This is a genomic window from Pararhodospirillum photometricum DSM 122, from assembly GCF_000284415.1.
In the GTDB taxonomy this organism is placed as follows: Bacteria; Pseudomonadota; Alphaproteobacteria; order Rhodospirillales; family Rhodospirillaceae; genus Pararhodospirillum; species Pararhodospirillum photometricum.
Window position 1 is genome coordinate 765,142 of sequence record NC_017059.1, and the last position, 21,552, is coordinate 786,693.

Sequence of the window (21,552 nt, forward strand, 5' to 3'; positions counted from 1 at the left end):
CTCCGCTGATCTGGGACCGCACGACGTCCGCCGTGACTCATCCGGGGGAGACTCAAGAGGGCGGGAGGGTTAGTCCGGCACATGCAGGGCCAGCGATGCCGGCCACGCCTGGGTGGGATCGATCCGAACATAGGCCATCCCGGGCAAGCCGGTTTTCACGGAGCGGCTGAATTTGCGCAGCAAGGCCGGGTCGAGCTGTCCGCGCACCCGGAACATCAGCTTCTGACGCTCGCTGGCGGTTTCCACCGATTTGGGCGTGAACTGGGCAACGTCGGCGACGAAGGACACCCGCGCCGGGATCACCCATTGGGGAGCGGCATCCAAGATCAGCCGGACCTCGCTGCCCAGCCTCAAGGTGCCGACCGCGGTTTCAGGCAGGAAAAAGGTCATGTACACATCTGAAAGATCGACAAGGTTCAGAACCTTGCCGCCCGCCGCCACCACCTCGGAGGGTTGTGCCACGCGATATTGAACCCGCCCGTCGCGCGGCGCTTTGAGGGCGCTGTCGTCGAGATCGGCCTGGATGCGGGCCACCGTGGCTCGGGCGGCGTCGGCACCGGCGTTGGCGCCCCCTACCTGGGCTTGGGCGGTGACGATGGCGGCGTCGGCCGCTGCCACCTGGGCCACGGCCACCCCCACCGCGGCCTGGCTCCCCTCTTGGAGCGCCAGATCGTCGTCGTACTCCTGTACCGCGACCGCCCCTTCGCGCGACAGGGTGCGTGAGCGCGCGAGGCGCTTGGTGGCCACCTTCAACTCGGCCTTGCGCTGGGTCAGCACGGCGAGGGCTGCCGCGTGCTCGCTGCGGCGCTGGGCGACCTGACTTGCGGCAATGGCAATGGCGCTTTGGGCTTTGCTCAGGTCGGCTTGCGCCGCGTCGTGGGTGGCCTCAAGGACCGAGGTATCCATCCGCGCGACCACCTGCCCGCGCTGGACCATCTCCCCCTCATTCACCAGGATATCAGCCAGCCGACCGGGTGTTTTGGCCGCGACGTCAATCTCGACGGCTTCAATCCGCCCGTTCCCACTCGCAAATCCCTCGGCCAGCCCCCGGGGGGTCACCGCCCACCCCACGGCGCCGGCGGCGCCCAGGCCCAGCAGCAAGAGCACGCCACCAAGGATCCAGGGCCGGCGGCGGGGCGGGGGGGCTGAAGGGGCGTCTGGATCGGTCATGGGGTCGTCCCGGTTGGGGTCTCGAAGACGGGCGTCGGGGGGGCGGAGGGGGCATCCGGTCCGCCGCCCAGGGCGGTGAACAGCGTCACCTCGCTCGACAGACGCGCCCGGCGGGTCTCGATCAAGGTCTGCTCGATGGCAAACAGGTCGCGTTGGGCCTCCAGCACCTCCAGGTGTGGCGCCGCCCCGTTGCGGTAGCGCAGGTCGGACAGGCGGGCGCGTTCGGTCAACGCCGCCAAGGTGCGGTTTTGCGCCTCCACTTGGCGGCCCAACCAGTGCCGCGCCGCCAAGGCATCGGCGACATCGCGAAAAGCGCCTTGGACCGTCCGCTCGTAGTCAGCCACGGCGGCGGCGCGTTGGGCCTTGGCGTCGCTCAGGGCCCCGTGCAGGCGGCCTGCGTCGAAAACCGGGGTCAGAATGCTCTCGGCCAGGGTCCACGCTCCGCTTCCCGGTGAAAACAAGCCGTCCAGGGCCGCGCTGGCCGTTCCCATGCTGCCGGTAAGGGCAATGCGCGGGAAAAAAGCCGCCCGGGCCACGCCGATATCGGCCTCGGCGGCACGCAGGCGGCTTTCGGCGGCTCGAATATCGGGCCGCTGCTCCAGCAGGTCGGAGGGCACGCCGGGAGGCAGGTCGCGGACCACCACCGCATCCAACGCCGACAGCGGCACCACGGTGTCTTCCACCGGACGCCCCACCAGGAGTGCTAGGGCATGAAGGGTCTCGTCGCGCCGCTGCTCCAGGGCAATCACTGCGCTTTCGGCTTGGCCCAGCAAGGTGTCGGCCTGGGTCATGTCCAAACGCGGCGCCGCCCCGACCTCGTAGCGGCGCCGTGCGATGCGTGCGGAGTCGCGGCGACTGGCCGTCGTGCGCCGCGCCAGGGCGATGCGCTCGTCCAGGTCACGGCCTAGCAGCCAAGTGTGGGCCACTTCGGCCACCACCGTGAGGGCCACGGCACGGCGTGCCTCGTCGCTCGCCAGCCATCGCGCCAGGGCACTCGCTTCGAGATTGTGTACTCGACCCCATAAATCCAGTTCCCAACGGGCCTGCACCGAGGCCTGAACGGTATTGGCGGCCATAACCTTGCCGGAGGGAGACAAGTCGGCCGGGGTTCGCGAGCGCTCCAGCGTTGATCCCGCCGTGATCTGTGGCCAGAGGTCGGCCTGTTGGATCCGCGTCTGACTTCGGGCGCTTTCCACCCGCTGGAGGGCGATCCGCAGGTCGCGGTTGTGGGCCAGCGCGGCGTCGAGGGTGGCGATTAGGGCGGGGGCGACAAAAAACTGTCGCCAGTGAGCCTTGCGCGACCATCTGGCCGAGGATCCCGACAGCGGCCTGCGCCTGATGACCCGCCTCGCCCGGCGCCTCACCACCTTGAGCGAACGGGTCGGCGGCCCCGAGCCCTCGGCGTTGACCCGCGACGCCCTGGCCGCCGCCTCGGGGCCCCGCTGGCTGCGCTGGCTGGGCCGCCTGCTGCCCGGCCGGCGCCGCTCCAATGCCGGAGCCATGTGGGTGGTCTCGGCCTCACGGCTGGAGCAACCCTTGCGTCTGGTGGTCGCCAGCTTGCCCAACGACGACGGTGATGCCCAGCGCGCCCGCCTCCTCGCCGCCTTGGAGCCTCTGGGCGGGATCAGCGTCAAGGGCGTCTCACGCGCCGTCGAGGTCACAAACGAGGACGATCCGCTCACCGCCCTGGCCCAGGCCGGCCGTCAGGCGCGCGCCTTGCTCGATCGCGAAAACGCGGACTTGGTCGTCTGGGGCCTCGTTGATCCCGCCGCCGCCTTGGTGGAACTGCATTTCACCGGCTTGGCCCAGGCCGACGATGACCGGCCCGGCCTGCCCCACGCCCTGACGTGGCTTGCCCTGCCGCTTGACTTCGGCCCCGAGTGGACGCCTTTGGTGCGCGCCATCACGCTGGCCGCCATTGAACCCCGGGGCGAAGGGCAGGCCAGTTCCCTGCTGGCCGTACTGCCGGCGGCAGTCGAGGACGCGCGCCCCCTGGGCCTGGAGCCCCCCGCCGGCTTCGGCCCGGCCGAGCAGACCGCCATCTTGTCGTGCTACGGCCACGCCTGCGCCGCCCTCGGCCATCTGGCCCGCGACACGGTGTGGAGCGAAACCGCCGTGGATGCCTACGGCACGGCCCTGGGCCTGCTGCCGCCCGACGCCGATTTGGAGTGGGCCTTTTTGCATCGCTCCATCGGTCTCGCTTTGCAGGGGATGGGCGAACGCACCGATTCTCTCGACGCCCTCACCCGGGCAGCGGAAGCCTACCGTGGCGCGCTCGACGCCCTGCCCCGCGCGGAGCATCCCCGCGACTGGGCCGGCCTTCAAGTCCGCCTGGGCATGGTGCTCTACAAGCACGCCTTGCTCGATGGCGCGGTGGAGTCGCTCAAGGAGCCGCTGCAATGCCTGCAAGGCGCCATGCAGCTGTTCACCCGCGCCGAGCATCCGGGCAAGTGGGCCGATCTGATGAACACCATTTCCCAGGTCTTGCAGGTCTACGGCGACCATATGCGCTCGGTGGCGATTTTGGAGCGGGCCGTCGATGCCTGCAAACAAGCCCTCAGCGTGCGCACCTACGAGGCGGCCCCCCTGGCCTGGGCCGCCACCCAGAACACCTTGGGCTCGGCTCTGTTCCTGCTTGCCAAGCACGCCCAGAAGCGCGCGCCCCTGGAAGATGCCGCCGAGGCTTTTCGCAAGGCGCTGGGCACCTACCGCATGATGAGCCTGGAGCGCGCCGCCAGCGTCGCCGAAAGCAATCTGCGCCGCGTCGAGGACATGCTCAAACGGACCACCGGCCCGCGCCTGCTGGCCGATCCGGCCTGGGCCGAACGACCGGGTGCCATCAACAGCCGCGTCGATTGGGATCCCGTATCGGCGGCGGCGCGTGGGGCGCGGCGGCGGGCCGAGAAAGAGGATCTGGACGAAGACGAGGACGAGCCCGACAAGGGAGACCGCGCGGCGCCCTCCCCCTCGGCGTGACGCGAGGTCTGGGGGGCAGCCACCTCGGCCTGTCCTTTTTTACCTTCCGAACCGTCAATAGGAGAGCCGCAGCGTGGATCGCGAGACCGTCATCCTGGCCCTCGACCAGGGCACTACCAGCACCCGCGCCCTGGTTTTCGACGCCCAGGGCCGCACCCTGGCCACCGCGCAGCGGGAACTTAGCCAGCTTTATCCCCAAGATGGCTGGGTGGAACAAAACCCCGACGACCTCTAGTGTGACACCCTGACGGTCTGGCGCCAAGTCCTGGAGCCGTGTGGCGGCCGGCCGTTGGGGGCCATCGGTATCACCAACCAGCGTGAGACCACCTTGGTGTGGGACCGGCGCACCGGCGCTCCGGTCTACAACGCCATTTCCTGGCAGGACCGGCGCGGCGCCCCTCGGTGCAAGGCGCTCGCCGCCCAGGGCCATGAAGGCCTGATCCAGGCGCGGACCGGCTTGCTGCTCGATAGCTATTTTTCAGCCACCAAGGTTGAGTGGATCTTAAACTCCGTGGCGGGTGCCCGCGAGGCGGCTCGCGCCGGGCATCTGGCCTTTGGCACGGTGGACAGCTACCTGCTTTGGCGCCTGACGGGCGGACGGGTGCATGCGACCGATGCCACCAACGCGTCGCGCACCATGCTGTTCAACATCCACAACCAGCGCTGGGACCCCCGACCTTCTGGAGTTGTTTGGGGTGCCGCTGGCCATGATGCCCGAGGTCCGAGACAGCGCCGCGCTGTTTGGCCACACCGATCCCGAGATCTATGGCCGGCCCGTGCCCATCGGCGGGATCGCCGGCGACCAGCACGCGGCGCTGATCGGCCAGGGCTGTGTCAACCGGGGCATGGTCAAGAGCACCTATGGCACGGGCTGCTTCATGCTAGCCAACACGGGCCCCAAGCCCCTGCCCTCCCACCATCGCCTGCTCACCACCTTGGCCTATCGCCTCCAGGGCGAACCGACCTACGCCCTGGAGGGCTCGATTTTCAACGCCGGAACCTCGGTGCAGTGGCTGCGTGACGAGTTGGGGGTGATCGGACAGGCCGCGACCAGCGAGGTCCTGGCCCGGGGTCTCAAAAACAATCGGGGCGTGTATTTTGTGCCCGCCTTCACCGGCTTGGGCCGCCCCCTACTGGGACCCGCTGGCGCGGGGCGCGATTTTTGGGTTGGCACGCGATACCGGCGTGGCCGAACTGGTCCGCGCCGCCCTGGAGAGCGTGTGTTACCAGTCGGTTGACCTGCTTGATGCCATGGCGGCCGATGGCCTGCCGCGTCCCCCGGTGGTCCGCGTGGACGGCGGCATGGCCGCCAATACCTGGATGCTCGGCTTTCTCGCCGACATTCTGGGCGTGGCGGTCGAGCGCCCCGCCGAGACCGAAACCACCGCCCGCGGCGCCGCGATTCTGGCGGCCCTGAGCCTGGGGCTGATCTCCTCCCTGACCGACGCCTCTTGGGCGTGGCAAGGCGAGGCGCGCTTTGAGCCCACCTTGTCGTCGGCAGAGCGCGCTCCTCTGGTGGCCGGCTGGCGCAAGGCCGTGAGTCGGGTCCGCGAGACCGCCTGACACCCCCTCTCCCTTGGTTGATGTTCCCCCTCCCCCGTCGAAAATCTCCCCCTCACGCCCTCAGGCTTCCGTAGGGGGAAGACGGATCTTCGCCAGAGCCTGCGCCGGCAGGCACGTTCGCGCTTGGCCCGAGGGGGTGTTTGGAGTATCACCAAGGGGTGGCAGGGTCTTTTCTGGGGTAATTGACCGATCATGCAGTCTCGTATTACGGCTACCGTCAAGTGGTTCAACGCCACCAAGGGTTTTGGGTTCGTGCGCGTCAACGATGGCGAGCCCGACGCCTTCTTGCACATTTCCGTCCTCCAGCGGGCGGGCTACGATGAGCTTCCAGAGGGCGCGGTCATTGTCTGCGACCTCGGCCCTGGACAAAAGGGCATGCAAGTGACCCAGATTCATCAGGTCGAGGGCGCCGGCGCGGGTGGCGGCCTGAGTCGGGGCAGCGATCGGGGAGGCTACGGGGCCGAGGGGGATCGCGAGATCATCGGCGTCGTCAAGTTCTTCAGCGCGGACAAGGGCTTCGGCTTCGTTGTGCCTGAAAGCGGCGGCAAGGACGTTTATGTGGGGTCGCGCACGCTCCAAGATTGCGGTCTGGATGTCCTGGAACAGGGCCAGCGGGTGCGCATGACCATCCGCCAAGGCAAGAAAGGTCCCATGGTCGGCAACATTTCCTTGCTGTAAGGCGCGGCGGCGGACACCCTCGACCGACGATCCGGCTCGGTCTTGCCGGCACGGTCTTGTCGGTCGCGGAACGCGGTCAAGGCGTTCGTCCGCCTGCCCGAAGGACGCCTTGACCCGCATCGGCGCGCCCCCTGTTTCGGGGACGCCTCACGACAACGCTCCCCCGGCAGACCCTTTTCCGGTCGCCGGGCCGGGCCCGAGCGAGAGAAGACCGCCATGCAAAAAATTTACGTCATGATCAAATGCGACCGAGGTCGCGCCTACGATGTCGCCGCCGATATGGTGGAAGACATTGAGGAAGTGTCCGAGGTAGACAGTATTTCCGGCCAATATGACCTGATGGCGAAGTTTTACCTCCCGCCTGGGACTGACATTGGCCGTTTTGTCACCGAAAAAGTTCAGACCGTTCCAGGCATCACCGACACCTTCACCCTGGTGGCCTTTAACGCCTTTACCTAGAGCGAGTTCCAAAAAAGGAAAACCTCTTTTCGGATCCGCTCGCGTGCAACAGCAAAGATCTAGAGCGCCGTGACAGGACCCGATCGAACGCAGGGCGCTCTCGAAGACCGGCGGGGAACGCGGGCCAGAAGGCAGGCCCCGGGGATGGCACCCATCCCCGGAGGCCGGGCGGGGTCAGGCAGCGTTGAGCAGTTTTTCAAGCTTCTGGGCGGCTTGGTTGGCGTCGATCTCCTCGATCGCGGCCAACTCACAGGTCAGGCGCTCCAGGGCCAACTCGTAGATCTGACGTTCGGAATAGGACTGTTCAGGCTGGGTGGCACTGCGGTACAAATCGCGGACCACTTCGGCGATCGAGACGGGGTCGCCCGAGTTGATCTTGGCCTCGTACTCCTGGGCGCGACGGCTCCACATCGTGCGCTTGACTCGGGCCTTGCCGCGCAACGTCACCAGGGCGCTTTCCATCGTCTTGCGCGTCGAGAGACGGCGCAGTCCGGACTCCCGGACCTTGGTCATGGGAATGCGCAGCTTCATGCGGTCCCGGTCAAAAGCGATGACCAGCAGGTCCAGGGAGTGCCCTCCGATGGTCTGATGTTCGATCGCCAGAACCTGCCCAACGCCATGCGCCGGGTAAACCACAAAGTCGCCGGGTGCGTACTGACAAGAGTTGGTCATGTTGTTCTTTCTCTCCATTCAAGAGCCGACACCCGCCCCTTTACGACTCCGCCCGACGCTCTCTATCGCCGGGTGAAGGCCTGTTGTCGTCAGGGGGGGGAAATGAGACTCTCCACAAGATCCGCATGCCTTGCTGCAACGCCGGGTCACAGGCCGGCTCGCCACCCTTTGCGATCCAGCCTCGACGAAATACCATTCCACGCGCCGTCCCTCCGGGGCACGGACGCTTCAATCAGAGGCACTCAGGCAGGAGAGAACCGGATCTCCCGGATCCCCTCCCCTTTGCCCTTCGCAGGCAGTCCCGGAAGCCCGGGGATTGGCGGAGACGATCACGGGAACGCCCCCTTTTCCCTGTCAGCGCATCGGCGCCACAGGTCTGGTCCGCCGCGACTTGCGCAGCGGACTGTGACTTGTATCACAAGAGACCCCGAAATGACAGATCAAAGTCGCGAAACGGTCATTAAGCCCCCTTGACCAAACACGTGATAGGGGCATTAGCGCCTTTCGCCGAGGGAATACCAAGACTTTAGACGGTACCTTCCCCGGGCTTTTCACTGAACAGACGGGCTTTATCAGGCTTGCCGTTCCAGAGACTGGCCTCTTCCGGGACCGTTCCCTTCCGGGAGATGTTGGGCCACAGGTCCGCATACTTGCGGTTAATCTCGCGCCAGGGCGCGGCGGCCTCCTCCGAGTCGGGCATGATGGCCTCGGCCGGGCACTCGGGCTCGCACACCCCGCAGTCAATGCACTCATCGGGATTGATGACGAGAAAATTCTCTCCCTCGTAGAAGCAGTCCACGGGGCACACGTCCACACAATCCTGATATTTGCACTTGATGCAATTCTCGGTCACCACATAGGCCATGGACGTCCTCCTGATCAGGAAACGGGGAGACTCCCCGGGGTCATACCATCAGCACCCAAGGCGCGTCACCGGCTCAATGCTCGAGAACGCGCACCAAGGTCAGCATGGTCCCCACAACCACCCCGGCATTGATCAGCACCGCCGCCAAAACCAGCCCCACCACCCATTTCAGCAACTCGGCCTTGGTCTCGGCCACCTCGGTCCGTAGCGCGCCGATCTCCGCCGTCATCTCGGTTCGTAGCCCGGCGATCTCCGCCTTCATCTCGGCCCGCAGCTCGGCGATCTCCGCCTTCATCTCGGCCCGCAGCTCGGCGATCTCCGTCTTCACCTCGGCCCGCAGCTCGGCGATCTCTGTCTTCACCTCGGCCCGCAGTTCGGCCATGTCGCCTTTCAGTTCGGCGCGCAGGTCGGAGAGGCGGGCGTCGAGATAGGCACGCGAGACGAGGTCGGCGCCGTTGAGGGCGTCCACAAACGCCTCGGCGACCGCTTCGGCGGTGGCTTCCGCAGATTCAGGGGTAAAACCGGCGCGCTCGCGCAGATGCCGGGCGAGTTTCAAGGTGCCAAAGCCGGTGAGTTCATAGCGCGCCATGACCGATCCTCCTGCGCTCCAGCATGCCAGAAGCGCTTGGGAGCGGGAAGAAGGAAGGCTGGGGAGGCTTGCCTCCCCAACCCCCTCGATCCCTTCGATGCCAGGAACGGAGGGGCCTGGGGAGGCAAGCCTCCCCAGCCTTCCTTTTTTTCAGTCCCAGGGCCCCTCGTCACGCAGACGATCCAGGGCCCGGCGATCCTTCTTGGTCGGACGCCCACTGCCCGGCAAACGCACCGCAGGCGCCTCCAACACCGGATCGACCAACCGCTGGGGCGGATCGGGCTCGTCGTACAAGGTCTGAGCCTCGGGTGCCGGCCCCCGGCGCACGCCCGGAGCCCGCACGACGACCCGGCGCCGAACGGAACCCAGCACCAGGGTCAACTCATCCCCCGGGCGCACCAAGGCCGCGGCCTTGAGCACCGTTTCCCCGTTGCGGCGGACGTGGCCGCTCCCGCACAACGCCTGCGCCAGGGTTCGCGTTTTGCAAAAGCGGGCGAACCACAGCCACTTGTCCAGTCGCTGGGCCTCGCCCGCCGCTGCGTCGCTCATTCGCCGACCTCAGCGCTTGAACAGCGTGCCCAGGACGGCAAACGGGCTGTCGGGATCAATCGCCTGGGGCGCGCGTTCGGACGGCCCCGACCGCTTGGGTCCGCGTCCCTTGGCGGCGCGCTCCCCCTCACGATCCCGATCACGGTCGCGCTCTTTATCGCGAGGCGGACGGGCGCCTTCAGCGCGGCCCCGTCCTGGCCGCCGCCCCGCCTCGGTTTCGGGCGCTTCTGTGGCGTCTGCGCCCCGTCCGCGACCACGCCCTGGCCCGCGGGCCGGGCCTTGCGGCTTGCGGCGGCCGGGCCGCAGGAAGACGGCGCCTTCCTCCAGGCGAGCACGATAGCCCAAGGCCAGGAGCACGTGGGAGCCTTCCTCCAGACCAATGCCCAACTGGGGCAAAATCTCGGGCGGCAACCGCACCTCGCCGGGCCGGGGGTCGGGAATAACCCGGGGTTCACGCGCCGGACGCGCGGGGGAAGCGTCGCCCTCTTCGGAAACCTCATCGGCCTCGCCCGAGGGGGACACGGCCTCGTTGGCCTCGCCCGCAAGGGGGACGTCATCGTCGCAGCCCCCTTGCGTCAAGGCCGGCTCCGGCCCCTCCTGATCGGGCTCTTCCGGGGCGTGCCCTTCTGGATCGGCGTCCTCCGGGGTCTCGGTGCCAGACAGGGCGCCCGGGGGAGTCTCGTCTTCCAGGCCCGGCTCGGCCCCCTCAGGCTTGCGCAGGCCCTCGCGCACAAGGCGGCGAACATCGGCGGCGAAACGCTCCAGCATATCAACGCGCAGCGCCTTGGCACCGATCACGCGATAGCCGATGGCCAAGTAAAAGGCGTGGGGCGCCCGCTTGTCGGCGGGGAAGGAGACCCGCCCATCGGTGGGCACGTCGCCCCCCGAGCGGCCATGATGCAACCGCCAGAGCACCGCAAGCCAGCGCTGGGGTTCGGGCTTGAGCAGCTCGGGCATAAACAGACATTCGACGCCCAGCCGCACCCCGGCGCGGGCCAGGGCCTTGCGGTCGGCTTCCCCGAGGGCACGGACCTGCTGGTCAATCTGCTCGGCGCCGCCGGTGCGGGGCAAGGTGCCCAGATTTTCCGCCACCTGATAGGCAAGTCCCCCGGGCCGGGCCTTGCAGGGGGGCGGTTTCCAGGTCCATCAAGGGCTTCAGGCGCAGTTGAAGCTGACCATCGAGCCACACCTTAAGACGCAAGGTCACGGTGTCGAGTTGGCTCTCGTCGAGGAAGGGATTGCTGGGGCGGGTGACGCCCGGCCGCAGGGGGTGAGGGCCTTTTTCCAGACGGGCGACGGGATCGCCGCGCCACAGCACGCGACCCGAGGGGTCAAGGGAGAACGCCTCGTCCCCTTCGGCGGCCAGTCGGCCGACCCGCTCGCTGATCTCGCGACGCAGCGCCTGGTGGGCGGCGTTGAGCAAGGCGCGGTCTCCCTCCCGTTCTCCGGTCGTTTCCGGATGAAAGGTCAACCCCACCAGCCGGCCCACGTCTTGGCCTTCCACTAGGACGCGGCCATCGTCGGCCGCCACTTCGGCTTCGAGCATTGCGCGTTCTCCCAAACGGCGCAGGAGGATCGCGGTCCGTCGATCGACGAACCGCTGCGTGAGTCGGTCATGCAGGGCGTCCGACAGTCGGTCTTCGACCGAGCGTGTGACGCCTTGCCAATGCCCCGGGTCGGTCGTCCACCCGTTTTGATGGGACACGTAGGTCCACACCCGGATGGCGGCAATACGATCGACCAGGGCGTGAATATCCCCGTCCATCCGGTCCACGCGCCGAACATGGCCCGCGACGAAGTCATCGGGGAGTTTTCCCGCCAATCCGACAAGATGGCGGTAGATCTGCCCCAGAAGCCGCACATGGGTTTGCGCGCGCAGCTTCCGAAAATCTGGGACCCGGCACACATCCCACAGGAGCGCGACCCGGTCAACGCCGCTGGCAGCGGCCTGGATATCAGCCTCGCGGGCCAGGGCTTCGAGCGCCTGCTGATCCTCGGCCTCTCGCACCCGCATCAACCCCTCTGCCGGCGGTGGTGCCGACAATGATGCCAGCAAAGCGCGCACGGAGCGAAAGTCAAGCGCTGAATTGCGCCAGAAGATCTGTTTAAGGGCCGGAAACTCATGGGCCTCGACGCGGGCAATCACATCCTCGGACAAGGGCGGGGCATCGGCGGTGGTGCCGAAGGTTCCGTCGTTGTGATGACGCCCGGCCCGCCCGGCAATTTGGGCCACCTCCTGCGGGGCCAAGCGACGCATCCAGGTGCCATCGAACTTTTCCAGGGCGGCGAAGGCCACATGGTCGATGTCCATGTTCAGCCCCATGCCGATGGCGTCGGTCGCCACGAGATAATCCACCTCGCCCGACTGGTACATTTCCACCTGAGCGTTGCGGGTGCGCGGGCTCAACGCGCCCATGACCACGGCGGCGCCGCCGCGCTGACGCCGGACCATCTCGCCCAGGGCATAGACATCGTCGGCGGAAAAGGCCACCACCGCCGAACGGCGGGGCAGACGCTGCAAGCGAAGGTGACCGGAACACGTTAACCGAGAATAGCGCGGCCGGGTATCAAACAGACAGCCCGGCACCAACCGCCGGATCAGGGGTGCCATGGTCTCGGCCCCCAAAAACATGGTCTCGACGCGGCCGCGCGCATGCAGCAAGCGATCGGTGAATACATGCCCGCGATCGGGATCCCCGCAGAGCTGGATCTCGTCGATGGCCAGGAACTCCACCCGTCGGTCCAGGGGCATGCTCTCGACCGTGCACAGGGTGTAGAGCGGCCGGGGGGGAAGAATTTTTTCTTCGCCCGTGATCAGAGCCACCCGAGAAGCCCCCACGCGCCGCACGGCCTTGTCGTAGTTTTCGCGCGCCAGCAGGCGCAACGGAAACCCGATCATTCCCGAGGCATGGCCGAGCATCCGCTCCATGGCCAAGTGGGTCTTGCCGGTGTTGGTGGGGCCGAGAACGGCCGTGATGCGGGCCGGTGTGTCTGGGTCCGTCATGACAGACACACCGTTACGTGGGGGCGCTCGAAAAAGCAAGCCCGAACGCCACCCCCCCGCCGGGAAAGCGTTTACTCGGCGATCACCTTCTGATCGACGGACTTCAGTTCGGTCTTGCGTCGGTCGGCAAGATCGCGCAACTGGCGCTCCATGGAATCGAAGGCATCGCGCAGGGCGACACCGATATCTTCGTGAGCCTTCAGCTCATCGCTCTCCTTCCCGCGATCGCTGCGCGCCACCAGGTCCTCGCCGGGGACGGCAACGAACACACTGATCAGGAACGGCTCTCCCCGCTTGTGAACGTGAGACGTGTTCTTGTGGTGAAGTTCCACAACGACGCGAGACGACGTGATGTTCTTGTGGAACTGCTCCAGCTTGGCAAGCTTTTCACGAATCCGCTCTTCGACGGCGTCGGAGTGGTCGATTCCGTGAAAGACGATCTGGGCGGGACTCTGCATGGAGCTCTCCCTGAGAGAGGTCAACAACAACGGACCCCTTCAGCCAAGACCCTTTTGTGACGCGGGTCAAGCCCTTCGGCGAAACTATTCACTGATTTCAGGGCGTGGGACGCCCAGATGCACCAGCGGCTTGCGCGTCAGGCGCGCTCCCCTCATATGAAGGCCCGCACAGGGCTCACGGCCCTTAGGATCACCCTCAACCAGAAGAGTGTCCCGGTCATGTCCGAGGAAACGCTTTCGTTCCAGGCCGAAGTTTCCAAGCTTCTCGATATTGTTGTTCACTCCCTGTATTCCGACCGGCAGATCTTCCTACGCGAACTGATCTCCAACGCCTCCGACGCCTGCGACAAGCTGCGCTACGAGGGGCTGACCGACCCAGCCCTCCTGGAAGGCGAGGCCGGATTCACCATCCGCCTCGCGGTGGACAAGGACGCAGGAACCCTGACCATCGCCGACAATGGCATCGGCATGAGCCGTCAGGAATTGATCGATAACCTGGGGACCATCGCCCGCTCGGGCACCCAGGCCTTTGCCGAGGCCCTCAAGGCGCGCAAGGAGGAAGGGACCGACCTATCGCTGATCGGGCAGTTCGGCGTAGGCTTCTACTCCTCGTTCATGGTCGCCGAAAAAGTCGAGGTGGTGACCCGCCGGGCTGGGGAGGGCCATGGCTGGCGCTGGTCGTCCGACGGCAAGGGGGCGTTCAGCATCAGCGAGGCCCCCGACGCGACGCGCGGCGCCGCGATTACCTTGCACCTGCGCGATGACGCCCGCGAGTTCCTGGAGGAGCATCGGCTGCGCACCATTGTGCGGACCTACTCAGATCACATCGCCATTCCCGTGATCTTGGCCCTGCCGGCGGACAAGGACGACGACGACGACAGCGACGCCCCGGCCGAGCCGCGCTTGGAAACCCTGAACGAGGCCAGCGCGCTGTGGACCCGCCCGCGTGACACCATCACGCCCGAGCAATACACGGCCTTCTATCGCCACGTGGCCCACGGCTTCGACGAACCCTGGCACACCTTGCACTTCCGGGCTGAAGGGGTCATGGAGTACACGGCGCTCCTGTTCGTGCCCAAGGACAAGCCGTTTGATCTCTACACGCCCGAGCGCAAGCCGCGCATCAAGCTCTACGTCAACCGGGTGTTCATCACCGAGGAGTGCGAGAGCCTGCTGCCGTCTTATCTGCGCTTCGTGCGCGGCATTGTCGATTCCACCGACTTGCCGCTCAACGTCAGCCGCGAGATGCTTCAGGAGGACCCGCGTCTGCGCAAGGTGCGCTCCACGTTGACGCGGCGCCTGCTCGACGACTTGGCCAAGCGCGCCAAGGACGACGAGGAAGAGTACCTGAGCTTCTGGTCCGCCTTCGGCGCCGTGCTCAAGGAAGGGCTCTACGAGGATTTCGAGCGCAAGGAGGATCTGCTGAAGCTGGCCCGCTTCCGCACCACCCTCTCGCCCACCCCCGTGAGCCTGGAGACCATCGCCGGACGGATGAAGGAGGGGCAGCAGGCCCTGTACTACGTCACCGGCGAAGACGGCGACGCCCTGGCCCGCAGCCCGCAGGTCGAAGGCTTCCGGGCGCGCGGCATCGAGGTGCTGTTGCTCACCGATCCCATCGACGAGTTCTGGGTCAGTGCCGTGCCCAGCGCGCACGACAAGCCACTGCGCCCGGTCGCGGCGGCCGGGGCCGACCTGGAGGCCCTGCCGCTGGTGGACGAAGACGGCGCCAAGAAAGACGAGGCCCCGGCCACCGAGGGCGACAAGCTCGACCGCCTCATCGCCGCACTGAAGGCGGCACTCGGCGACGAAGTGGCTGATGTCCGTGCGTCGAGCCGTCTCACCGACAGCCCGGTGTGCTTGGTGGCCAAGGAAGGCTCGCTCAGTCCGCATCTGCGCAAGCTCCTGAGCCAAGCCAACCAGAAGACCGACCTGCCCGACGACCGGGTGCTGGAGATCAATCCGCGTCATGCCCTGATCCGGGCCCTGGCCGAGCGCTGCTCGGGCGAGGGGACGGCCCATGACGCCCGGGTGAGCGATGCCGCCCACTTGCTGATGGATCAGGCGCGCATTCTGGAAGGCGAGCCCCCGGCTGATGCCCTGGGCTTTGCCCGGCGCCTCACCGACGTTCTCCAAAACGCCCTGTAACCCCAACAACCGAAAGGTCTGGGGAGGCCGCCGCCTCCCCAGCCTTGTCTTTTTATCTCTGCCTTCCAGAAGCCCCAGGCTTCAGCGCATCGAGGGCAAGGCCGGCAGTTCGCGATCGAGAAGTTGGCGTTGGCCGGCGGTCATCAGGGCGGCCAGGGCCGAGCGCTTCTGATTGACTTCGTCGTGCACCTGCCCGCCCATCGCCTGCCGCTCGGCCCGGCCTTCGAGCCGCTCGGCGGGGGACGCTCCTTGCAAGGACGAGCGCATCTGGGCGCGCATTGCCACGACGCTCGTTAAGGCGTCGGCGTAGTCTTGCCAAGCCTGGGTCTGTGCCGCCGTAATCCCCAATTTGGTTTTGAGCGCCGGCAGTTGGGCCGGATCGGGCAACATGGCTCCCCTCCCCTGCCCCGTCATTCCCATTCCCTGGCCCATTCCCTGAGCCAACACCACGGACGGCACGATGGCGATGGCCAAAACCAGAGCCATTCTCCCCCAACAAGCTGCGATCATGACACCCTCCAGATCTCAAGGTTGGGACGCACAGAGTATCTCAGAGTTTTTGCAAAGCCACATTGCGAATTGTCGTGACTCCAAATCGTCACGACTCAAAATCGGCCTATTTCAAGATCGTCAGGGGGAACGATGCCCCCAGGGAGGACCGCCACGCCCTCGCGGGGGCGGTCCTCTGGACGGGTCTCCTAGAGACCGAGGCGTCCGCGGGTATCCTGGATCAGCGAAGCCAGGCTCTCGTGGGCAACACGGTCGCTCACCATCAGGGACCGCATCACGTCATCCTCGAACAGATCGCGCAAACGAGGCTCCTCCGTCCCGGGATAAGGGTCGGGCCAGAGGCTCCGCTTGGCTCCTCCCCGCTCCCGGGAAGGGGCGCCAACACCGGAATCCCGGTGAACGCGCACGGCTGCCTGTTTCATTGTCTCGTCCTCCCTTGGGGCTCATCGAGGAGCCCAATGCACCGCAGCTTCGAGGCCACGGCCTGTGGCCGGTCCAACCAAACGTGCGCGCCCCTCTCCTCAGAGGGCCGTCACCCCGGCGAGGACCAGCACTGCCTCATATGGTCTGAATTCGCCGCGATACCAGATCTCCAGTCAAAGACTGGATTAATTAGGACTCGAAATTAAAACCATCATAGGATAGTTGGTCGAGCGATGCAAATGAACAAAGGGCTATAGATGTCATGAACCGGCCCAGTCTTTCCGTCATCACGTTGGGGATGAGGTAGGGCACGCCCTCCCCTCCCGTCAAGGGGGGAAACGACGTTCCGGGTGCTTAGACGACGGGACGCGATTTAAAATAACCATTTTGTAATATGGGGTTAGGGTCTGCCCCCTGGGGGGACGTCCGGGCGCGAGGGCGAAACATGCCCCAAGATCCCCCCCCCGGAAAGTCCCCTCACCCGACGGCGGCCCGCAAGACCATCTCGCCGCCCAGCGCCAACAGCCCCCCAAAAAACAACCGCCGGAAGGTCGCGGGCGAGGCCAGACGCCGCAGGCGAGCCCCCAGCGCCATGCCAACCAAGGCCGGCCCCACCGCCAGCGCCGACCAGCCCAGGGCCGACACCGGCAAACGCCCGCCCGCCGCCAGCACCGCGGCCAGGGCCAGGGTGGAGACACTGAAGGACAGCCCCAAAGCCTGGACCAGACGGCCCCGGTCGAGTCCCAAGGTCGCCAGATAGGGCACCGCCGGCAGGACGAACACCCCGGTCGCCCCGGTGAGAAGACCGGTGAGTCCCCCGACGCCAGCACTCCACCCCCATCCTTCCCGGGGGCGGCGGGAGGGTCGGGGACCCCGCAGGCCGCCCCCGGCATAGATCATCAAGGTCAGGCCCAGGAGCCCCCGGACCAAGCGGGGATCGCCCCCCATCAAGGGAGCGCCCAGGACGGTCCCGACCACGATGCCGGCCAGCAGCGGAGCCAGGCGGCGCAGCAAGGGGCCCACCGGCCCGCCATGGCCGGCTTGCCAGAGGTTGGTGAGCAGCGAGGGCAGCAGCAAAAGCGCCGCGCTCGCCGCCGGGTCGAGGAACAGGCCCAGCAGGCCCATCGCCAGCGTCGGCAGCCCCAACCCGAGGAGACCCTTGACCATCCCGGCGGCCAGGAAGATCACGGTCAGGGGGAGAAGAAGAGAAGGATCTGTCATGGCAAGAGTGTGAGCACCCTTGGGTAGGCAGACAATGCGTCTTTCCTTGAGGGAGCCTCTGCCGTAGCAAGAGGGTGGGACGGAAACGGCGGCAAGGAGGCGGCGGATGGATCTTGTGGATCTGAGGGTGTTCGTCCGGGTGGTGGACCAAGGCTCGATCACCCGGGGTGCGCAGGACGTCGGCCTGTCGCTGCCGGCGGCCAGCGCCCGGATCCGCGCCTTGGAGGCCGAGGCCGGCGTGGTGCTGCTGGAGCGCCAGCGGCGCGGCGTGGTGCCGACCCCGGCCGGCCTCACCTTGCTGCGCCACGCTCGGGTGATCTTGCGCCAGATGCGCGACCTGCACGACGCCCTCGACGACGAAGCGCGCCGCCTGAGCGGGGCGGTGCGACTGGTGGCCAACACGGCAGCCCTGGCCGAGGCCCTGCCCGAGCGGCTGGCCGCGTTCCTGCGCGCCTCCCCGTCCCTGACCTTGGATCTGGAAGAGCGCCCCAGCGTGGAAGGGGCGCGTGACGTGCGCGAGGGACGGGCCGATCTGGCGATCATCGCCGACAGCGCCGACACCGAGGGCCTGACGACCGCCTTGTTTCATCTCGACCGGCTGATGCTGGCGGTCCCGTCCGGCCATCCTCTGGCGGCGCGCGCCCAGGTGGCCTTTGCCGAGGCGCTGGACAATCCGTTCCTTGGCCTGGGCGCCGAGCGGGCCTTGCAGCGCCATTTGAGCGCCCAGGCCCGGCGCCTGGGGCATCCGCTGCATCTCCGGGCCCGCCTGCCCTCCCTGGAGGGGGTGTGCCGTCTGGTCGCCGGTCAGGCGGGGGTGGCGGTGGTGCCCAACCCGGCCCACCCGCTGGCCCTGCCCGTGGTTCTTGTCCCCCTGTCCGATCCCTGGGCCACGCGCCGTCTCCTGTTGGCCTCGGGACCTCTCGAGCACCTTTCCCGCCCGGCGCAAACGCTTCGGCATTTCTTGCTGACCTGAGGCGAGGCCCCCTCTCCCCCTGTGTCCCCGCCGTTCAGACCGTCGCCTCCCTGACCCGGGGCCGAACCAGGAGGTAGGAAGGCAGGGGACGCGGCAGGGCCGAGGGGCGCCACCAACAGCCTCCCTTCAAACAACGACGGCACTGAGAAGCATCGCGCCTCCGAGCACCAGCAGCCCGCCAAAAAACAACCGGCGGAAGGTGACCTTCGACGCCAAGCGCCGCAGCCGGACCCCCATCATCATGCCCGCCAGGGCCGGCACCAGCGCGAGCGCGCCCCCCCCCACGCCCCGCCCCCGCCCCCGGCAAGCGATCGCCCCCAGCCAGAACGCCGGCCAGGGCGAGGGGGGAAACACGCGACATCCCCGAGGACTGCACCAGCCGTTCCCACTCCCCCACCAAGGGGGCCAGAGACGGCACCGCAGACAGTATGAATACCCCAGTCGCCCCGGTCAGAACGCCGGTGATCACCCCGCCCCAGGTGCGCCATCCCCAGGGGACCCGGGAGCGTCGGGAGCGTCGGGAGGAGCGGGACGGCCGGGAAGAGCGGGAAGAGCGGGAAGGGCGCAGACCTCTCACGGCATAGACCATCATGGTCAGACCCAGCACCCCCCGGACCAGGCGGGGATCCCCCTCCATCAAGGGGGCTCCCAGCGCCGCCCCGACCACGATGCCGCCAAGGAACGGGGCCAACCGGCGCAGCACGGGGCCGACCGGTCCTCTGGGGCCGGTTTGCCAAACGTCGGTGACCAGCGAGGGCAGCAGCAAAAGCGCGGCGCTCGCCGCCGGGTCCAGGAGCAAGCCCACCAGCCCCATGGCCAGCGTCGGCAGGCCCAGACCTAGGCCCAAGAAGCCCTTGAGCATCCCGGTGGCCAGGAAAATTAGCAGTGGGGAGAGAAGAGAAGAGGGATCTGTCATGGAAAGAGTGTGGCCGGAGTGGACCAGCCAGACAATGTGTCTTTCCTGCTGAATGACATCCGCTGAAAAAAGAGACGGCTCTTCAGGAAAGGAGGGGTCTGGGGAGGCCCCGCCTCCCCAGCCTTCGTGTTCGCAGATTACCCACGCAAGATGGACTTGCCGGCGTAAACGGCGGCCGAGCCCAGCTCTTCCTCAATGCGGATCAGCTGGTTGTACTTAGCCAAACGGTCGGAACGCGACAGGGAGCCGGTCTTGATCTGGCCGCAGTTGGTGGCCACGGCGATGTCGGCGATGGTGGAGTCCTCGGTCTCGCCCGACCGGTGGGAAAGCACGGCGGTATAGGCGGCCTTGTGAGCCATCTCGACCGCTTCCAAGGTCTCGGACAGGGAGCCGATCTGATTGACCTTGACCAAGATGGAGTTGGCCACGCCCTCGCTAATGCCCTGGGCCAGACGCTCGGGGTTGGTCACGAACAGGTCGTCACCGACCAACTGGACGCGCTCGCCCAGTTCCTCGGTCAGCAGGCGCCAGCCCTCCCAATCGTCCTCGGCGCAGCCATCCTCAATGGACAAGATGGGGAAGCGGGCGGCAAGATCGGCGTAGTACGCGACGATGCCGGCGGCATCGAAGGTCTTGCCCTCGCCTTCCATGACATAGCGACCGTCCTTGAAGAACTCGCTCGACGCCGCGTCGAGGGCCAGCATGATGTCCTCGCCCGGAGCATAGCCGGCGGCCTCAATGGCGCGCATGATGAAGGACAGGGCCTCGTCGGCGCTCTTGAGGTTGGGGGCAAAGCCGCCCTCGTCGCCGACGTTGGTGTTGTGGCCAGCGTCCTTCAGTTGCTTCTTGAGGGCGTGGAACACCTCGGCGCCCATGCGGATGGCATCGGCCACCGTATCGGCCGCCACCGGCATGATCATGAATTCCTGGATGTCGATCGGGTTATCGGCGTGCTGGCCACCGTTGATGATGTTCATCATCGGCACCGGCAGGACATGGGCGCGGGCGCCGCCGATGTAGCGGTAGAGCGGCAGCTCGGCGGCCTGGGCGGCGGCCTTGGCAATGGCCAAGGACACGCCGAGGATGGCGTTGGCGCCGAGGCGGCTCTTGTTGGGGGTGCCGTCGAGATCAATCATCGCCTGATCGATCACGAGCTGGTCCATGGCATCCAGGCCGACGAGAGCCGAGAACAGCTCGCCGTTGACGGCCTCGACGGCGCGCAGCACGCCCTTGCCCTTGTAGCGGGCGGGGTCACCATCGCGCAGTTCCACGGCCTCGTGGGCCCCGGTCGAGGCGCCCGACGGCACGGCGGCCCGCCCGAAGGCGCCGTCGTCCAGCAGGACGTCCACTTCGACGGTGGGGTTGCCGCGCGAGTCCAAAATTTCGCGGGCGTGGATGTCTACGATCTCGGCCACGACAGTCTCTCCTAACGCTCAGAGATGGACGGGATGACGTTTGGCAAGGGCATCAAGGGCGCTCAAGACCGTCAGCAGGTCCGGCATATCCTTGAGCGCCAGCATGGTAGCCCCATCGGACGGCGCCTGATCGGGGTTGGGATGGGTCTCGATGAACACCCCGGCGACCCCCACCGCCACGGCGGCGCGAGCCAACACCGGGGCAAAGGCGCGGTCGCCGCCCGAGGCACCGCCCAGGCCGCCCGGGGCCTGCACGGCATGGGTGGCATCCATGATCACCGGACAGCCGGTGTCGCGGGCCATGAGAGGCAGGCTGCGCATGTCGGCCACCAAGGTGTTGTAGCCAAACGAGACGCCGCGCTCGGTCAGAAGGATGCGGTCATTGCCGGTGCTCTCGACCTTGGCGACGCCGTGCGGCATGTCCCAAGGCGCCAGGAACTGGCCCTTCTTGATATTCACAGCCGCCCGGGTGGCCCCAGCGGCCAGCAACAAGTCGGTCTGACGGCTGAGGAAGGCAGGAATTTGCAAGATATCGACGGCCTCGGCCACCGGGGCGCATTGGCTGGCCTCGTGGACATCGGTCAGCACCGGCAGGCCCAGGCTCTCACGGATCTCGGCGAAGACCGGCAGCGCGGCCTCCAGCCCCAGGCCGCGCTTCCCCGAGAGCGAGGTGCGGTTGGCCTTGTCGAACGAGGTCTTGAACACCAGGGGCACGCCGGCCGCCTGGGTCATCGCCTGAAGCGCGCTCGCCACCTCCAAGGCGTGGGCACGGCTTTCCATCTGGCAGGGCCCGGCAATCAGCACGAACGGCAGATCGTTGCCGAACGTGACCGGGCCCACCTTCACGTGACGGGGCTCCATCGGCCCTCCTTGTTTGTTGCGAGCCGGTTTATAGCACACGATGTCCGGTTTGACTCATACGAGCTTGCACACCCAGCCCTCTCGGGACGGAGGGGCCTGGGGAGG

Annotated in this window: 20 protein-coding genes and 1 pseudogene; 6 read left to right on the forward strand and 15 right to left on the reverse strand. The window is 67.0% G+C overall.

The window, feature by feature from the left end:
- Positions 1-69 precede the first annotated feature (69 nt).
- Together RSPPHO_RS03335 and RSPPHO_RS03340 are read right to left on the reverse strand one after the other, a co-directional pair.
- Positions 70-1,170, reverse strand: a complete 1,101-nt coding sequence (locus RSPPHO_RS03335) for an HlyD family secretion protein (protein ID WP_014413863.1) — start codon at positions 1,168-1,170, stop codon at positions 70-72.
- Complete coding sequence (locus RSPPHO_RS03340) at positions 1,167-2,534, reverse strand: efflux transporter outer membrane subunit (protein ID WP_242390560.1); 1,368 nt, start codon at positions 2,532-2,534, stop codon at positions 1,167-1,169. Before RSPPHO_RS03340 ends, RSPPHO_RS03335 begins: the two co-directional genes overlap by 4 nt.
- Between RSPPHO_RS03340 and RSPPHO_RS03345 the strand changes: the two genes are divergently transcribed.
- The 4 genes and pseudogenes from RSPPHO_RS03345 (at position 2,464) to RSPPHO_RS03360 (ending at position 6,846) form a co-directional block, all read left to right on the forward strand.
- Positions 2,464-4,146: a tetratricopeptide repeat protein gene (locus RSPPHO_RS03345; protein WP_014413865.1), complete on the forward strand. Its 1,683-nt coding sequence runs from the start codon at positions 2,464-2,466 to the stop codon at positions 4,144-4,146. The two genes, RSPPHO_RS03340 and RSPPHO_RS03345, sit on opposite strands and share 71 nt — an antisense overlap.
- A gap of 73 nt (positions 4,147-4,219) precedes the next feature.
- Positions 4,220-5,709: pseudogene (gene glpK, locus RSPPHO_RS21445) on the forward strand (glycerol kinase GlpK).
- Positions 5,710-5,901: 192 nt separating this feature from the next.
- Positions 5,902-6,387, forward strand: coding sequence for a cold-shock protein (locus RSPPHO_RS03355; RefSeq protein WP_014413869.1), 486 nt, complete (start codon positions 5,902-5,904; stop codon positions 6,385-6,387).
- A gap of 216 nt (positions 6,388-6,603) precedes the next feature.
- Entirely contained in the window at positions 6,604-6,846 is a 243-nt protein-coding gene (locus RSPPHO_RS03360; protein WP_041793955.1) for an Lrp/AsnC ligand binding domain-containing protein, read from the forward strand.
- Between the two features lie 174 nt (positions 6,847-7,020).
- Here the strand turns inward: RSPPHO_RS03360 and RSPPHO_RS03365 are convergent, their stop codons facing one another.
- The 7 genes from RSPPHO_RS03365 to RSPPHO_RS03390 all read right to left on the reverse strand — a co-directional run bounded on the left by RSPPHO_RS03365 (position 7,021) and on the right by RSPPHO_RS03390 (position 12,983).
- A complete protein-coding gene (locus RSPPHO_RS03365; protein WP_041793962.1) occupies positions 7,021-7,518 on the reverse strand; it encodes a CarD family transcriptional regulator in 498 nt (165 codons plus the stop codon).
- Positions 7,519-8,044: 526 nt separating this feature from the next.
- Positions 8,045-8,383, reverse strand: a complete 339-nt coding sequence (fdxA, locus tag RSPPHO_RS03370) for a ferredoxin FdxA (RefSeq protein WP_014413871.1) — start codon at positions 8,381-8,383, stop codon at positions 8,045-8,047.
- A gap of 73 nt (positions 8,384-8,456) precedes the next feature.
- Positions 8,457-8,972, reverse strand: a complete 516-nt coding sequence (locus RSPPHO_RS03375) for a coiled-coil domain-containing protein (protein ID WP_014413872.1) — start codon at positions 8,970-8,972, stop codon at positions 8,457-8,459.
- 150 nt (positions 8,973-9,122) lie between these two features.
- A complete protein-coding gene (locus tag RSPPHO_RS03380; protein WP_014413873.1) occupies positions 9,123-9,521 on the reverse strand; it encodes an RNA-binding S4 domain-containing protein in 399 nt (132 codons plus the stop codon).
- A gap of 9 nt (positions 9,522-9,530) precedes the next feature.
- Entirely contained in the window at positions 9,531-10,613 is a 1,083-nt protein-coding gene (locus RSPPHO_RS20835; RefSeq protein WP_014413874.1) for a Helicase-like, read from the reverse strand.
- Positions 10,561-12,525, reverse strand: coding sequence for a helicase-related protein (locus tag RSPPHO_RS03385; RefSeq protein ID WP_242390561.1), 1,965 nt, complete (start codon positions 12,523-12,525; stop codon positions 10,561-10,563). Before RSPPHO_RS03385 ends, RSPPHO_RS20835 begins: the two co-directional genes overlap by 53 nt.
- Positions 12,526-12,596: 71 nt before the next feature.
- Positions 12,597-12,983 (reverse strand): HPF/RaiA family ribosome-associated protein, encoded by a 387-nt coding sequence (locus RSPPHO_RS03390; protein ID WP_041793964.1) that lies wholly within the window; start codon positions 12,981-12,983, stop codon positions 12,597-12,599.
- 219 nt (positions 12,984-13,202) lie between these two features.
- On the opposite strand from RSPPHO_RS03390, the gene htpG reads away from it, so the two are divergent.
- Positions 13,203-15,128 carry a molecular chaperone HtpG gene (gene htpG / locus RSPPHO_RS03395; protein WP_041793967.1) on the forward strand — a complete coding sequence of 642 codons (1,926 nt, stop codon included), beginning with the start codon at positions 13,203-13,205 and terminating at the stop codon, positions 15,126-15,128.
- A gap of 81 nt (positions 15,129-15,209) precedes the next feature.
- Here htpG and RSPPHO_RS03400 read toward each other — a convergent pair whose 3' ends face one another.
- The 3 genes from RSPPHO_RS03400 to RSPPHO_RS03405 form a co-directional block, all read right to left on the reverse strand.
- Positions 15,210-15,638: a Spy/CpxP family protein refolding chaperone gene (locus RSPPHO_RS03400; RefSeq protein WP_014413879.1), complete on the reverse strand. Its 429-nt coding sequence runs from the start codon at positions 15,636-15,638 to the stop codon at positions 15,210-15,212.
- Positions 15,639-15,826: 188 nt separating this feature from the next.
- Entirely contained in the window at positions 15,827-16,060 is a 234-nt protein-coding gene (locus tag RSPPHO_RS19660; protein WP_014413880.1) for a hypothetical protein, read from the reverse strand.
- A 478-nt stretch (positions 16,061-16,538) separates the two neighbouring features.
- On the reverse strand, positions 16,539-17,282 hold the full coding sequence (locus RSPPHO_RS03405) for a TSUP family transporter (protein WP_041793970.1): 744 nt from the start codon (positions 17,280-17,282) through the stop codon (positions 16,539-16,541).
- 106 nt (positions 17,283-17,388) lie between these two features.
- Here RSPPHO_RS03405 and RSPPHO_RS03410 point away from each other — a divergent pair, with 106 nt between their 5' ends.
- On the forward strand, positions 17,389-18,255 hold the full coding sequence (locus tag RSPPHO_RS03410; RefSeq protein ID WP_014413882.1) for a LysR substrate-binding domain-containing protein: 867 nt from the start codon (positions 17,389-17,391) through the stop codon (positions 18,253-18,255).
- 34 nt (positions 18,256-18,289) lie between these two features.
- Here RSPPHO_RS03410 and RSPPHO_RS03415 read toward each other — a convergent pair whose 3' ends face one another.
- The 3 genes from RSPPHO_RS03415 to kdsA form a co-directional block, all read right to left on the reverse strand.
- Positions 18,290-19,171 carry a TSUP family transporter gene (locus RSPPHO_RS03415; RefSeq protein ID WP_081581635.1) on the reverse strand — a complete coding sequence of 294 codons (882 nt, stop codon included), beginning with the start codon at positions 19,169-19,171 and terminating at the stop codon, positions 18,290-18,292.
- Between the two features lie 137 nt (positions 19,172-19,308).
- Complete coding sequence (eno, locus tag RSPPHO_RS03420) at positions 19,309-20,586, reverse strand: phosphopyruvate hydratase (protein WP_014413884.1); 1,278 nt, start codon at positions 20,584-20,586, stop codon at positions 19,309-19,311.
- 18 nt (positions 20,587-20,604) lie between these two features.
- Positions 20,605-21,447 (reverse strand): 3-deoxy-8-phosphooctulonate synthase, encoded by an 843-nt coding sequence (gene kdsA / locus RSPPHO_RS03425; protein WP_041793971.1) that lies wholly within the window; start codon positions 21,445-21,447, stop codon positions 20,605-20,607.
- Between the last annotated feature and the right edge of the window lie 105 nt (positions 21,448-21,552).

Excerpts from the sequence above, each read along its gene's own strand:
- RSPPHO_RS03335 (WP_014413863.1), bottom strand. The coding sequence starts at position 1,170 with ATGACCGATCCAGACGCCCCTTCAGCCCCCCCGCCCCGCCGCCGGCCC.
- RSPPHO_RS03355 (WP_014413869.1), top strand. The coding sequence starts at position 5,902 with ATGCAGTCTCGTATTACGGCTACCGTCAAGTGGTTCAACGCCACCAAG.
- RSPPHO_RS03360 (WP_041793955.1), top strand. The coding sequence starts at position 6,604 with ATGCAAAAAATTTACGTCATGATCAAATGCGACCGAGGTCGCGCCTAC.
- RSPPHO_RS03365 (WP_041793962.1), bottom strand. The coding sequence starts at position 7,518 with ATGACCAACTCTTGTCAGTACGCACCCGGCGACTTTGTGGTTTACCCG.
- fdxA (WP_014413871.1), bottom strand. The coding sequence starts at position 8,383 with ATGGCCTATGTGGTGACCGAGAATTGCATCAAGTGCAAATATCAGGAT.
- RSPPHO_RS03375 (WP_014413872.1), bottom strand. The coding sequence starts at position 8,972 with ATGGCGCGCTATGAACTCACCGGCTTTGGCACCTTGAAACTCGCCCGG.
- RSPPHO_RS03380 (WP_014413873.1), bottom strand. The coding sequence starts at position 9,521 with ATGAGCGACGCAGCGGCGGGCGAGGCCCAGCGACTGGACAAGTGGCTG.
- RSPPHO_RS03385 (WP_242390561.1), bottom strand. The coding sequence starts at position 12,525 with ATGACGGACCCAGACACACCGGCCCGCATCACGGCCGTTCTCGGCCCC.
- RSPPHO_RS03390 (WP_041793964.1), bottom strand. The coding sequence starts at position 12,983 with ATGCAGAGTCCCGCCCAGATCGTCTTTCACGGAATCGACCACTCCGAC.
- htpG (WP_041793967.1), top strand. The coding sequence starts at position 13,203 with ATGTCCGAGGAAACGCTTTCGTTCCAGGCCGAAGTTTCCAAGCTTCTC.
- RSPPHO_RS03400 (WP_014413879.1), bottom strand. The coding sequence starts at position 15,638 with ATGATCGCAGCTTGTTGGGGGAGAATGGCTCTGGTTTTGGCCATCGCC.
- RSPPHO_RS19660 (WP_014413880.1), bottom strand. The coding sequence starts at position 16,060 with ATGAAACAGGCAGCCGTGCGCGTTCACCGGGATTCCGGTGTTGGCGCC.
- RSPPHO_RS03405 (WP_041793970.1), bottom strand. The coding sequence starts at position 17,282 with ATGACAGATCCTTCTCTTCTTCTCCCCCTGACCGTGATCTTCCTGGCC.
- RSPPHO_RS03410 (WP_014413882.1), top strand. The coding sequence starts at position 17,389 with ATGGATCTTGTGGATCTGAGGGTGTTCGTCCGGGTGGTGGACCAAGGC.
- RSPPHO_RS03415 (WP_081581635.1), bottom strand. The coding sequence starts at position 19,171 with ATGACAGATCCCTCTTCTCTTCTCTCCCCACTGCTAATTTTCCTGGCC.
- kdsA (WP_041793971.1), bottom strand. The coding sequence starts at position 21,447 with ATGGAGCCCCGTCACGTGAAGGTGGGCCCGGTCACGTTCGGCAACGAT.